Origin of the sequence: Mycolicibacter sinensis (assembly GCF_001667375.1) — a bacterium.
Classification (GTDB): Bacteria; Actinomycetota; Actinomycetes; order Mycobacteriales; family Mycobacteriaceae; genus Mycobacterium; species Mycobacterium sinense_A.
Genome location: NZ_LZIN01000019.1, coordinates 1 through 12,128, shown reverse-complemented (window position 1 = coordinate 12,128; position 12,128 = coordinate 1). Strand labels below are relative to the sequence as shown.

12 protein-coding genes are annotated in these 12,128 nt (G+C 67.7%); 9 read left to right on the top strand and 3 right to left on the bottom strand.

Annotated features, from left to right (window positions below; translation table 11 throughout):
- The first annotated feature begins 1 nt into the window (after position 1).
- The 3 genes from A5771_RS03505 to A5771_RS03495 all read left to right on the top strand — a co-directional run bounded on the left by A5771_RS03505 (position 2) and on the right by A5771_RS03495 (position 2,147).
- Positions 2-448 (top strand): MerR family transcriptional regulator, encoded by a 447-nt coding sequence (locus tag A5771_RS03505; RefSeq protein WP_064853816.1) that lies wholly within the window; start codon positions 2-4, stop codon positions 446-448.
- Positions 449-628: 180 nt separating this feature from the next.
- Positions 629-1,249 carry a hypothetical protein gene (locus A5771_RS03500; protein WP_064853815.1) on the top strand — a complete coding sequence of 207 codons (621 nt, stop codon included), beginning with the start codon at positions 629-631 and terminating at the stop codon, positions 1,247-1,249.
- 232 nt (positions 1,250-1,481) lie between these two features.
- Positions 1,482-2,147 carry a hypothetical protein gene (locus A5771_RS03495; RefSeq protein ID WP_064853814.1) on the top strand — a complete coding sequence of 222 codons (666 nt, stop codon included), beginning with the start codon at positions 1,482-1,484 and terminating at the stop codon, positions 2,145-2,147.
- A 9-nt stretch (positions 2,148-2,156) separates the two neighbouring features.
- Here A5771_RS03495 and A5771_RS03490 read toward each other — a convergent pair whose 3' ends face one another.
- Positions 2,157-2,990 (bottom strand): class I SAM-dependent methyltransferase, encoded by an 834-nt coding sequence (locus tag A5771_RS03490; protein WP_064853813.1) that lies wholly within the window; start codon positions 2,988-2,990, stop codon positions 2,157-2,159.
- 80 nt (positions 2,991-3,070) lie between these two features.
- Between A5771_RS03490 and A5771_RS03485 the strand changes: the two genes are divergently transcribed.
- The 3 genes from A5771_RS03485 to A5771_RS03475 all read left to right on the top strand — a co-directional run bounded on the left by A5771_RS03485 (position 3,071) and on the right by A5771_RS03475 (position 6,251).
- Positions 3,071-3,856, top strand: a complete 786-nt coding sequence (locus A5771_RS03485) for an enoyl-CoA hydratase/isomerase family protein (protein WP_064853812.1) — start codon at positions 3,071-3,073, stop codon at positions 3,854-3,856.
- A 22-nt stretch (positions 3,857-3,878) separates the two neighbouring features.
- Positions 3,879-5,711: a fatty acid--CoA ligase FadD11 gene (gene fadD11 / locus A5771_RS03480; RefSeq protein ID WP_064853811.1), complete on the top strand. Its 1,833-nt coding sequence runs from the start codon at positions 3,879-3,881 to the stop codon at positions 5,709-5,711.
- An 84-nt stretch (positions 5,712-5,795) separates the two neighbouring features.
- Positions 5,796-6,251 (top strand): DUF488 family protein, encoded by a 456-nt coding sequence (locus A5771_RS03475; protein WP_234782930.1) that lies wholly within the window; start codon positions 5,796-5,798, stop codon positions 6,249-6,251.
- A gap of 15 nt (positions 6,252-6,266) precedes the next feature.
- On the opposite strand, the gene A5771_RS03470 is transcribed toward A5771_RS03475, so the two are convergent.
- Complete coding sequence (locus A5771_RS03470; RefSeq protein WP_064853809.1) at positions 6,267-6,467, bottom strand: hypothetical protein; 201 nt, start codon at positions 6,465-6,467, stop codon at positions 6,267-6,269.
- Between the two features lie 90 nt (positions 6,468-6,557).
- Here A5771_RS03470 and A5771_RS03465 point away from each other — a divergent pair, with 90 nt between their 5' ends.
- The 3 genes from A5771_RS03465 (at position 6,558) to A5771_RS03455 (ending at position 9,765) form a co-directional block, all read left to right on the top strand.
- Positions 6,558-6,995, top strand: a complete 438-nt coding sequence (locus tag A5771_RS03465) for a nitroreductase family deazaflavin-dependent oxidoreductase (protein WP_064853808.1) — start codon at positions 6,558-6,560, stop codon at positions 6,993-6,995.
- A gap of 28 nt (positions 6,996-7,023) precedes the next feature.
- On the top strand, positions 7,024-8,325 hold the full coding sequence (gene ilvA, locus A5771_RS03460) for a threonine ammonia-lyase IlvA (RefSeq protein ID WP_064853939.1): 1,302 nt from the start codon (positions 7,024-7,026) through the stop codon (positions 8,323-8,325).
- Positions 8,326-8,415: 90 nt separating this feature from the next.
- Positions 8,416-9,765: a threonine/serine ThrE exporter family protein gene (locus A5771_RS03455; RefSeq protein ID WP_064853807.1), complete on the top strand. Its 1,350-nt coding sequence runs from the start codon at positions 8,416-8,418 to the stop codon at positions 9,763-9,765.
- A 198-nt stretch (positions 9,766-9,963) separates the two neighbouring features.
- Here the strand turns inward: A5771_RS03455 and glgX are convergent, their stop codons facing one another.
- Complete coding sequence (glgX, locus tag A5771_RS03450; RefSeq protein ID WP_064853806.1) at positions 9,964-12,105, bottom strand: glycogen debranching protein GlgX; 2,142 nt, start codon at positions 12,103-12,105, stop codon at positions 9,964-9,966.
- Positions 12,106-12,128 lie beyond the last annotated feature (23 nt).

The following is a 12,128-nucleotide window of genomic DNA, read 5'->3' as shown; positions in this document are numbered from 1 at the left end:
GTTGTCCGGCCGATTGACCATTGGTGAGGTAGCCCGCCGCAGCGGAGTCGCCGCGACCACCTTGCGCTACTACGAGCAGATCGGCCTGGTGGCACCGCCGGCCCGCATCGGAGGACAGCGTCGCTACGACGAGGCGGTGCTGGCCCGGCTCGAGATCATCGGCCTGTGCAAATCCGCGGGTTTCGCCCTGGCCGAGATCGGTCTGCTGTTCGCCGACGACGTGCCCGGGCGCCCGGCGAGCCGAGCACTGGCGCAGGCCAAGCTCGCCGAGATCGACGCCAAGCTGGACTCCTTGTCACGGGCACGGGCGGTAATCGAGTGGGGCATGCAGTGCCGATGTCCCTCCATCGATGCGTGTATCTGCGGTATTCATCCACCGCCGGTCCACCCGGGCCGGCTGGGACGCGCTGAAACACCTGCTCAGGGCCGGGGGCCGGAAGCGAGCTAAACCTCAACATAACGCTTAGGTCCGTTTCCGATAACAACACAGCATCACCGGTGTAACGTCTGAAACTTCCCACACAACTGGTGGGGCTCTGGGGGGAAGGGACTATTAGTGATGTCTGTGCGACGACGCGTTGTAGCGCTGCTCGGGGGAGCGGCAGCCGCCCTTTTCGCCGGATTCGTCATGCCGGCGGCGCTCGCGAACGCCGGCGTCGCCGACCCCGGCTTTTATCAGACCTGCGAGGGGTCGACGTGTCTGGTCATGGGCGCCTACGACCCCGACACCTGGACCTACAGCGGCTTCCGGCCGTACTTCACCGACTGGAAGGGGGACCAGGCCTACAACGTCGAGGTGACCGGAGCCGACGGCTCCTCGGTCAACGCGGGTAGCTACGACATCAACGTGGAGGACTACTGGTCGACGTTCATGTCCAGCTCCACCTACATCTACGGCGAGTTCACGCCGGCCGACAACGCCGCTGACCCGGGCCCTTTCGGCGATCTGACCGGGACCACCATCTACAGCACCACGTTCGGGGCCGTCAACCAGCTCACGATCAACGACGCGGCCAACGGTGCGAGCTACTGGATCGTCACGACCCCGACCTACGTGAACACCGTGGTGTCGATGGATGGGGCGTCGCAGGACTACATCCAGTACACCGGAGATGCGGCGCCGACGCTGTTGTGGAATAGTCTCGATAACTCCAGTTATGTTCCGGTACCCGACTACCTGATCCCGGATGACCCGTGGGCCGGACTGGACTTCGACCCGGGCCAGTACGGGGCGGTGGCGGGACTCTAGGAGCAACGCGTATGGTGTCGAAGCCGAACGAACCGAGACTCAGCAGCAGCAAAAAAGTTCGTCAGATTCGGATGTGAACCCGATAACACGAGGGTAACGTTTGGTCACCTGCAGTATCACAGGTGCTCAAGTGCAACAAGTTTAACGGAGGGCAGTCATGGGGAAATCGCGTCGTCTTCTTACCCTGATCGGGGTAGGCGCCGCTGCTGGGTTCGCGGCCCTGGTGCTGCCTATGGCGTCCGCTAACGCCGCGGGCGACAGCACGACCAGCCCGGTGCCCGGATGGGACGGCCCCTACGAGACGTGCGACGGCGTTGTCTGCCTGGTCATGGAGCCGCTGACCCGCGAAAGCGTGGGCCGGGACTGGTCCTATGAGGGCATCCGCCCGTGGATCACCGACTGGAAGGGGGACCAGCTCTACAACGTCACCCTCAACGGCGAAGAGGTCGGCGGCTACAACATCAAGATCGAGGACTACTGGAACTCGTTGTTCTCCACGTCGGCCTACCAGTTCGGTGACTTCACGCCGAACGCCGACACGCCTGAAGATCTGAGTGTGCTGGGCAACTTCGGCTACCTGGCCGGCTCCTCGATGTACACGATCAACCTGTTCGACGGCGCCTTCACCAACGTGACCCTCAATGGTGTGGGGCCGCACGACCTGAACTACTGGATCATGTCCGCAGCCGGCACGACCTACTCGGTGGTGACCGACCCGCTCAACGGTGTTTCGGCGGGCCTGATCCAGTTCGGCGAAGAGGCCCCGCAACAGCTGTGGAACAGCCTGTTCCACTCGTGGACTCCAGAGATTCCGGACTACGTCATCCCGAACGATCCGTTCGCCCTCTTGGACTTCAACCCGTGTGACTTCCTCGGCGGCTGTGCTCTCCCCCTGTAGCGGGCGCGGTCAGAACTTGTAGCGCAGCACCCGGGCCTTGCCGGCCACCGACTTGAAGCGGCCGGCAAGCCGGGTCACGCGCCGGGCCGCCGGGGGGAACGAGTCGACCTCGGCGGTGTGCGCCAGGCAGGCCTGCTCGACCAGACGCAACCGGGGGTCCCAGCGCTCGGGCGTGTGCGGGTCGGTGAAGCCGGGGTTGGCCCAGACGTGGCGGAGCACGCTGAACATGCCGCGCGGGGCCAGCTTCATCCCCAGGGAGCTGAGCCAGCCCACCCGGCCGTAGTCGTTGAACGCCAACTCGCCGGTGCCGAAGTAGTCGATGACATGGGTGATCAGCGCGATGACCTGCGGTTCGGTGAGAAAGGCGAACAGGCCGTCGGCGATCACCATGGTGGGTCGGCCGACCGGGATCCCGTCAGTCCAGTCCGTGGAAGTCAGGTCCGCCGCGATGACGTGCTCGGCGCGCTGAGCCGGCAACAGCTTCTCGCGCAAGGCGACCAGATGCGGCAGGTCGATGCTGTACCAGTCAACGGCTGCCGGTGGCCGGACCCGCGCCAGCGGCTCGTTGAGGCCGGCGCCGAGATCCACCACGACGGCGTCGGGGTTCGCGGCGGTATATCTGCGGACCCGCTCGTCGAGCATCTTGGCGCGCAGCGCCGTCTGCCGCACCACGCTGGCCGGGATCCGGAATCCGGCGAAGTCGTAGTCGATCAGGCCCACGACCCGGTCCGAGAACTCGTCGCCGAGGATCGAAGTGGGGGCACGGTTGTCGAGGGCGCGGGCATAGGCGGTGAGAAACGCGGTCTGCTCGAGGCGGCTGAACTCGGTCACGGCAATCGGCATGGGGTTCACCGTAGGCGACGACGGGACACGAGCGGGTAAACCGGAACCAATGTCCCCGTCGCGCCGCTACGGTCGAGTTCATGGAATCGCAGCAGGCGACCACCCTGGCGGTGGCGGCCGAGGGGGCGCGCGGCTCGATCACACTGAACCGCCCGGACAAGCTCAACCCGCTGAGCACGGTGACTCTGCAGGAGTTGGTGGCGGCGGCCCGCTGGTTTGACGCCCGGCCCGCGGTGAAGGTCGTCGTCGTCGCCGGCAATGGCCGGGCCTTCTCGGCCGGCGCCGACTTGGCTGCGTTCGCGGCGGCGGCCGACGGCGCGGCAGCAATGCGGGAGGCCGCTGACGCCGGGCGGCGGATGGCCGAGGCGATCGAGGCCATGCGGGCGGTGACCGTGGCGCGCCTGCACGGCCACTGCGTCGGCGGCGGAGTGGTACTGGCCGCAGCCTGCGACCTGCGGGTGGCCGCCGAGGACACCCGGTTTTCGATCCCGGAAGTCGACCTGGGCATCCCGCTGGCCTGGGGCGGCATCCCGCGGCTGGTTCGTGAGATCGGCCCGGCGCTCACCAAGGAGCTGGTGATGACCTGCCGGCCGTTCGACGCCGCCGAGGCGAAGGCGGCCGGCTTCGTCAACGGGGTGGTGCCCGAGGCCGACCTCGACGCCGAGGTCGACGCACTGGTCGAGAACCTGGTCGGCAAATCCGCGCTCACCCTGTGCGGCACCAAGCGTCAGGTCAACGCGGTGAGCGAGGGAATGGTGGCCACGGCGCGTAGCTGGAACGACGCCGACGCGCTCGTGACGGCCCTGCACGACCCGGAGTCACAGGCGGGGGCAAGGGCGTATCTGGAACGGATGAGTCGCCGCTGAGGCGGCAGAGCAGGAGGACGGGATGGCGGGCAGAGAACCGGCGACGTTGTGTGAGGCTTTTCAGCGCACCGCTGCCATCGATCCCGACGCGGTCGCAGTGCGCACCGTCGGCGGTGGCCAGACGCTGACCTGGCGCGACTACGCCGCACAGGTGCAGCAGGTGGCAGCCGGACTGGCCGGCCTCGGGGTGCGGCGCGGTGACACGGTATCGCTGATGATGGCCAACCGGATCGAGTTCTACCCGCTGGAGGTCGGGGCTCAACACGCCGGTGCGACGTCGTTCTCGGTGTACAACACGCTTCCCGCCGAGCAGCTCGGTTATCTGTTCGACAACGCCGGTACCAAGGTGGTGATCTGCGAGCAGGCCTACGTCGAGACGATCCGCGCTAGTAACGCTCCCATCGAACACCTCGTGTGCATCGACGGGCACCCCGACGGCACCCTGTCGATCGAAGAGCTGCTGGCCGCCGGCGAAGACGACTTCGACTTCGAAACGACTTGGCGCGCAGCGCAACCCGACGACGTAGTGACGCTGATCTATACCTCCGGGACCACCGGGCTGCCCAAGGGGGTGGAGATGACGCACACCAATCTGCTGTTCGAGGCGGCTGCCCTGGATGCGGTGCTCGGGGTGCGCTTCGGCGACCGGATCACCTCCTACCTGCCCTCGGCGCACATCGCCGACCGGGCGATGGCGCTCTACAATTCCGAGATCTCCGGAGTGCAGATCACGGTGGTGCCAGACGCCCGCCAAATCGGCGCAGCGCTGCCCGATGTGCGGCCGACGATCTGGGGCGCGGTTCCGCGGGTATGGGAGAAATTGAAAGCGGCAATCGAGTTCGCGGTGGCGGGCGAATCGGACGACAACCGCCGCGCCGCCCTGCAGTGGGCGCTGACAGTGGGCGCGAAGCGGTCTGCGGCACTGCTGGCCGGTGAGCGGGTTCCCGACGACGTGGCGGCCGAGTGGGCGCAGGCCGACGAGCTGGTGTTGTCGAAACTGCGGGCCAAGCTGGGCTTGGACGAACTGCGGTGGGCGGTGTCGGGCGCGGCGCCGATTCCCAAGGAGACGCTGGGTTTCTTCGCCGGGATCGGTATCCCGATCTGTGAGGTCTGGGGCATGTCGGAGCTCAGCTGTGTCGCCTCGACCACCCATCCGAGCCAAGCGCGGCTCGGAACTGTCGGAAAGCTGTTGCCCGGCTTGGAAAGTCGCATCGCGGACGACGGCGAGTTCCTGGTCCGGGGACCGCTGGTAATGCGGGGCTACCGCAAGGAGCCGGCCAAGACCGCCGAGGCGATCGACTCCGACGGCTGGCTGCACACCGGCGACATCCTGCAACAAGATGCCGACGGCTATCTGCGGGTGGTCGACCGCAAGAAGGAGTTGATCATCAACGCCGCCGGCAAGAACATGTCGCCGGCCAACATCGAGAACGCCGTTCTGGCGTCGTGCCCGATGATCGGAGCGATGGTCACCATTGGTGAATCCCGGCCCTACAACACCGCGCTGATGGTCTTCGACGCCGACTCGGTCGGCCCATACGCCGCCGCGCACGGTCTGGCCGAGGCGACACCGGCCGCCCTGGCCGCTGATCCGGGCGTGATCGAAAAGATCGCCGCCGGGGTGGCCGACGGCAACGCCAAGCTCTCGCGGGTCGAGCAGATCAAGCGCTTCCAGGTGCTGCCCACGCTGTGGGAGCCCGGCGGCGACGAGGTGACGCTCACCATGAAGCTGAAACGCCGGCCGATCGCCGCCAAGTACGCCGACGAGATCGAGGCGCTCTATGCCGCCGAGCCCGGACCGCACATCCACCAGCCGCCGGCCGCCGAGGCGGCCCGGCCGGCGACCGCCGTCTGAGAGGGGAGTGCCACGCCAATTTTCACCTTCGGTCACGGCACCGCGGATGCAGCGGAGATCGCAACGCTGCTGACCGGCGCCGGGGTGCAGCGGCTTGTCGACGTTCGCAGCGCGCCCGGCAGCCGGCACAATCCGGACTCGGCACGCCACGCCATGGCCGGCTGGCTGCCCGAGGCGGGCATCGCCTACCAGTGGGAGTCACGGTTGGGCGGCTGGCGGCGAGAGAAAGGAGAGAGCCCCGATACCGGGTTGCGCGTCGAGTCGTTTCGGTCCTACGCCGGGCACATGCGCACGCCTGAGTTCCGGGCCGCGATCGACGAGCTGCTGGCGACCGCGGCCCGCCAGCAGATCGCGGTGATGTGCGCCGAAACGGTGTGGTGGCGCTGCCACCGCAGGATGATCGCCGACTACCTCACCCTGGTCCGCGACGTCGAGGTGCGCCATCTGATGCATGACGGCAAGCTGCGCCCACACCGGCCGATCCCGGAAGCACGGGTGGACGGTGACGTGCTGATCTATGACGGTGCGCCCCCCGACTGACGCGGGGCCGGCAACTCAGCCCTGCCGCAAGCCCAGGACGAGCCACACCGCGGTGCAGACACCGGCGGCGGTGAGCACCGCGGCGGCGGCACTGGCCGTGACGGCGCCGACGCCGAGCAGGGCCGCCACGCCGACCGCCAGCGCGACCAGCTTGTAGGCCGGCCAGGGCACACCCGCGATCGGCACCTGCTGCCGGGGGCGTTCCGCGGTGGTCATGCAATTAACGGTACGCGATAACCAATTGTTAGGCCACCCGAAACCTCGCGGTCCGGTGGGCGTGTCGCGGCGTCGGACTAAGCTGACGCCATGCCTCTGAGCGGAGAATACGCCCCCAGCCCGTTGGATTGGTCCCGAGAGAACGCCGAGAAATACATGTCCTCCGGCGGCGCCGAGGGCACCGTGATGAAGGGCAAGCCGGTCATACTGCTGACCACGGTCGGAGCCAAGACCGGCAAACTGCGCAAGACGCCGCTGATGCGGGTCGAGCACGAAGGTCAGTACGCGATCGTCGCCTCGCTGGGCGGCGCCCCGAAAAACCCGGTCTGGTACTACAACGTGGTGAAGAACCCGCGGGTCGAGCTGCAGGACGGAACGGTCACCGGCGATTACGAAGCCCGCGAGGTTTTCGGCGAGGAAAAGGACATCTGGTGGGAGCGGGCCGTCGCGGCGTGGCCCGACTACGCCGACTACCAGAAGAAGACCGACCGGCAGATCCCGGTGTTCGTGCTGACCCCGGTCGGCTGAACCCGCTGCTAGGTGGCACCATATGGCGGTGTCCGCCGAACTGCGTCAGACCCGAAATGACCCCGCGAAGGGCCCGGTGAACGGGCCGCTGACCGCGGCCGACGTCGACGCGGCGGCCAACCGGATTGCCGGGGTGGTGGCACCTACCCCGCTGCAATACAGCGACCGGCTCTCCGAGGTCACCGGGGCCAACGTGTACCTCAAGCGCGAAGACCTGCAGTCGGTGCGGTCCTACAAGATCCGGGGCGCCTACAACCTTTTGGTGCAGCTGAGCGAGGACGAGATGGCCGCCGGGGTGGTCTGCTCGTCGGCCGGCAACCACGCCCAGGGGTTCGCCTATGCCTGCCGGTCGCTGGGCGTGCACGGCCGCGTCTATGTCCCGGCCAAGACGCCGAAGCAGAAGCGTGACCGGGTCCGCTACCACGGCGGGGATTTCATCGAGCTGATCGTCGGCGGCGCGACGTATGACATGGCAGCGGAGGCGGCGCTGGACGACGTGGCGCGTACCGGGGCCACCCTGGTGCCGCCCTACGACGACCTGCGGACGATGGCAGGGCAGGGCACCATCGCCGTGGAGCTCCTCGATCAACTCGCCGCCGAACCGGACCTGGTCGTCGTTCCGGTGGGCGGCGGCGGCTGCATCGCCGGCATCACCACCTACCTGGCGGAGCGGACCACCAACAGCGCGGTGCTGGGCATCGAGCCGGCCGGAGCCGCCGCGATGACGGCCGCGCTGGCCGCCGGAGAATTGGTGACCCTCGACCACGTCGATCAGTTTGTCGACGGCGCCGCCGTCAAGCGCGCCGGGGCGCTGCCCTACGCGGCCCTCGCTGCCGCCGGCGACATGGTGTCGGTCACCACCGTCGACGAGGGCGCGGTCTGCACCGCGATGCTCGATCTGTATCAGCACGAGGGCATCATCGCCGAGCCGGCGGGCGCACTGTCGGTGGCCGGGTTGTTGGAGGCCGACATCGCCGCGGGCTCCACGGTGGTCTGTCTGATCTCCGGCGGCAACAACGACGTCTCCCGCTACGGCGAGATACTGGAGCGCTCGCTGGTACACCTGGGCCTCAAGCACTACTTCCTGGTCGACTTTCCCCAGGAGCCGGGCGCGCTGCGGCGGTTCCTCGATGAGGTGCTCGGCCCCAGCGACGACGTCACGCTGTTCGAGTACGTCAAACGCAACAACCGCGAGACCGGCGAGGCCCTGGTCGGGATTCAACTGGGCTGCGCGGCCGACCTCGAGGGCCTGCTGGCCCGGATGCGCTCCTCGCAGATCCACGTCGAGCCGCTGGAGCCCGGCTCGCCGGCCTATCGCTACCTGCTGTAGCCGTCCGCGCGGAGTCGACCGCCGCGCGGCGGGTACCGATCGCGCCGAACGGGTAGTGGTACCGCCATGGCGTCACCGCAGACAACGCACATGGATGAAACTCGCGTTCGCAAAGTGCTCGATATCGCCCTGCGGTTCGGGCAGCTGCTGTTGGGCTCACAAGCGGGAACCGCCGACGTGGCCTCGAGCATGCTGGCCATCGCCACCGCCTACGGACTACCGCAGACCCAGGTGGACATCATGGCGAACTCGATCCGGGTCTCGGTACCGCGCGGCGTGCCGGGCGCCCCGGTCACCGCGATGTATCTGGTGCAGTCGCGCTCGCTGGACTACACCCGGCTGCAGCTGGCCACCGATCTGGCCGAGCACGTCGTGAACACGACGCCCGACCCCGAGTGGGTGCAAGAGCAGTTGGACGCCGTGAGCCGGGCCGCGCACCCCTATCCGCGGTGGGTGGCCACCGTGGGCTGGGCGGTCATGGCCGGTGGCTTCTCCGTGCTGATCGGCGCCGGGCCGCTGGTGGCGCTGGTCTCGGCGGTAACCACCGCGTTGATCGACCGCGTCGGCCGAGTGCTTAACGGCTGGCATCTGCCCCTGTTGTTCCAGCAGGTGGTCGCCGCGGCGGTGGCCACCGGCGTCGCCATCGGCCTGCACGCCGTCGGCTGGCTTCCCGCCGACACTCCGGTATCGCCGGTGGTGGCGGCCAACATCGTGGTGCTGTTGTCGGGGCTGGCCACGGTGGGCTCGGTGCAGGACGCGATCACCGGCTATCAGCTCACGGCCGTCTCGCGGGGTATGGACATCCTGCTCTCCTCGGTGGGCATCCTGGTCGGCGTCTCCATCGCGGTACAGGTCGGCCGAGTCTTCGGTGTGGCGGTGCGCGTCAGTCCCGAGATGCCGGTCGCGGTGCTGAGCGTGCCGGTGTACACGCTGGCGGGGGCCATCGGTGCGGCGGCCGCCGCGATTGCGGGCTATGCGCAACCCAGGGCCGCCCTGGCGGCAGGTCTTGCGGGGGCGACCGCGGCGCTGCTGTTCTTCGGACTGCAACTCGTGCAGGCCAACCCGATCGTGAGTTCTTTCGCGGCGGCGGCGGCGACTGGTCTGGTCGGCACCCTGCTCGCGCCCCGGCTGCGCGTCACACCGCTGGTGATCATCATGGCCGGCATCATCCCGCTGGTTCCCGGGCTGACGCTGTTCCGGGGCTTCGTGCAGTTGGTCAACGGCCAGCCCAACGCCGGGGGCACGCTCGGATTGGCGGCCGGGCTGGCGCTGGCGCTCGGCGCCGGCGCGGTGCTGGGGCCGCTATTGGCGCCCTCGGTGCGGCGCGAGCTGAGCCGCTACCACCTGCGGGGTCGCGGACACGCGGGGCGTCGCGTGCGCAGCCCGTACCGGGTTCCGCAGCTGGCCGGTATCCGCTACTTCGGGCGCCGGGCGGCTTAGCGGCGTTCGCTCATGGCTTCCGCTCCGAGAGTCCAGGTCGGGTTGAAATAGATTTCGGGCGATGTGACGTTTAATCGCCTTGTAGCGACAACTGTTGCAGCGGGCCGGGATTGACTTACGTTGTCGCTGAAAGCCGGGCAAACATCCTGCCGCCCGGTGGCGCGACCACCGGGCAAGACCACCGGCGACACCTCGTGCTCAGCGGCTGTTCTGCAGGATGATCAGCGAGCGTGCCGTCACCGTAACGGTTTGGCCCGCCTCGACCGACAGCTCCGTGCTGCCGGTCGGATCGGCGGTGTCGACCACGGCTTGCCAGCCCTGGGCGTAGTCGGTGTTCGGGGTGTCGAAGTCCACCGCCGTCTCGCCGGCGTTGAAGCACAGCAGAAACGAGTCGTCGGTGACGCGCTGGCCGCGGGCATCGGGCTCGGGCAGCGCCTCGCCGTTGAGGAAAACCATGACGCACCTGCCGAATTCGCTGCCCCAGTCCTGCTGGGTCATTTCCTGGCCGGCCGGTGTCAGCCAGGCGATGTCACGCACCTCGTCCCCGCCGCGAATCGGCCGGCCCTCGAAGAACCGGCGCCGGCGGAACACCGGATGCGCGGCGCGCAGGGCGGTCAATGCGCGGGTGAACGCCAGCAGATCGGCGTTCTTGTCGACCAACGACCAGTCCATCCAGGACAGCTCGGAGTCCTGGCAGTAGACGTTGTTGTTGCCGTGCTGGGTGCGGCCCATCTCGTCACCGTGCGCGATCATCGGGGTGCCCTGGCTGATCAGCAGGGTGGCCATGATGTTGCGGACCTGGTGGGCACGCAGCGCCAGGATGGCCGGGTCGTCGGTCGGGCCCTCGACACCACAGTTCCACGACCGGTTGTAGCTCTCGCCGTCCCGGTTGTCCTCACCGTTGGCTTCGTTGTGTTTCTCGTTGTAGGACACCAGGTCTGCCAGGGTGAAACCGTCATGGCAGGTGACGAAGTTGATGCTGGCGCTGGGACGCCGGCCGGTCGCCTCGTATAAGTCCGATGATCCGGTCAACCGGGAGGCGAACTCGCCCAGCGTCTCCGGCACGCCACGCCAGTAGTCGCGCACGGTGTCGCGGTATTTGCCGTTCCACTCCGTCCACAGCCCCGGGAAGTTGCCCACCTGGTAGCCGCCTTCGCCGACGTCCCACGGCTCGGCGATCAGCTTGACCTGGCTGACCACCGGATCCTGTTGCACCAGATCGAAGAACGCGGACAACCGATCGACATCGTGCAGTTCCCGGGCCAGCGTCGAGGCGAGGTCGAAACGGAATCCGTCGACGTGCATCTCGGTCACCCAGTAGCGCAGCGAGTCCATGATCAGCTGCAGGGTGTGCGGGTGGCGCGCGTTGAGGCTGTTACCGGTACCGGTGTAGTCGGTATAGCGGCGCCGGTCGTCGTCGGACAGCCGATAGTAGGCGGCGTTGTCGATGCCGCGGAAGTTGATCGTCGGGCCCAGATGGTTGCCTTCGGCGGTGTGGTTGTAGACCACGTCGAGGATGACCTCGATGCCCGCCTGGTGGAAGGCGCGCACCATCGCCTTGAACTCTGCCACCGCGCCGCCGGCCACCCGGCTGGCCGCGTACTGCCTGTGCGGTGCGAAGAACCCGAAAGTGTTGTAGCCCCAATAGTTCCGCAGTCCCAGTTGCAGCAGCCGATGATCGTGCAGGAACTGGTGCACCGGCATGAGCTCGATGGCGGTCACGTTCAGCGACTTGAGGTGCTCGATGATCACCGGGTGCGCCAGCCCGGCATAGGTGCCGCGCAGCTCTTCGGGTATCCCGGGATGGGTCTGGGTCATGCCCTTGACGTGCGCCTCGTAGATGATCGTCTCGTGGTACGGGGTGCGCGGTGAGCGGTCGGCGGCCCAGTCGAAGAAGGGGTTGATCACCACGCTGGTCATGGTGTGCCCCAACGAATCCAGCGCCGGGGGAGGCCCATCACCGGCCGGGTCGTTCAGGTCGTAGGAGAACAGCTCCGGACCAAAGTCGAAATCGCCGTGGAATGCCTTGCCGTACGGGTCCAGCAGCAGCTTGCCGGGATCACAGCGGTGCCCTGCCGACGGGTCGAACGGCCCGTGCACCCGGAACCCGTAGTGCTGGCCGGGCCCGACGCCGGGTAGATAGGCATGCCAGACATAGCCGTCCACTTCCTCGAGACGGATCCGGGACTCGGTGTTGTCGGCCTCATCGATCAGGCACAGTTCCACCCGCTCGGCGACCTCGGAGAACACCGCGAAATTGGTTCCGGCGCCGGCATAGACGGCCCCGAGCGGGTAACTGTGCCCGGGCCAGACCGTGGGCGCGACCGGGCTCACCACCATCCGGTGGCCGCGCCCAGGGGAGG

Excerpts from the sequence above, each read along its gene's own strand:
- glgX (WP_064853806.1), bottom strand. The coding sequence starts at position 12,105 with ATGGTGGTGAGCCCGGTCGCGCCCACGGTCTGGCCCGGGCACAGTTAC.
- A5771_RS03500 (WP_064853815.1), top strand. The coding sequence starts at position 629 with ATGCCGGCGGCGCTCGCGAACGCCGGCGTCGCCGACCCCGGCTTTTAT.
- A5771_RS03465 (WP_064853808.1), top strand. The coding sequence starts at position 6,558 with ATGCCTCTGAGCGGAGAATACGCCCCCAGCCCGTTGGATTGGTCCCGA.
- A5771_RS03495 (WP_064853814.1), top strand. The coding sequence starts at position 1,482 with ATGGCGTCCGCTAACGCCGCGGGCGACAGCACGACCAGCCCGGTGCCC.
- A5771_RS03470 (WP_064853809.1), bottom strand. The coding sequence starts at position 6,467 with ATGACCACCGCGGAACGCCCCCGGCAGCAGGTGCCGATCGCGGGTGTG.
- A5771_RS03455 (WP_064853807.1), top strand. The coding sequence starts at position 8,416 with ATGGATGAAACTCGCGTTCGCAAAGTGCTCGATATCGCCCTGCGGTTC.
- A5771_RS03485 (WP_064853812.1), top strand. The coding sequence starts at position 3,071 with ATGGAATCGCAGCAGGCGACCACCCTGGCGGTGGCGGCCGAGGGGGCG.
- A5771_RS03490 (WP_064853813.1), bottom strand. The coding sequence starts at position 2,990 with ATGCCGATTGCCGTGACCGAGTTCAGCCGCCTCGAGCAGACCGCGTTT.
- fadD11 (WP_064853811.1), top strand. The coding sequence starts at position 3,879 with ATGGCGGGCAGAGAACCGGCGACGTTGTGTGAGGCTTTTCAGCGCACC.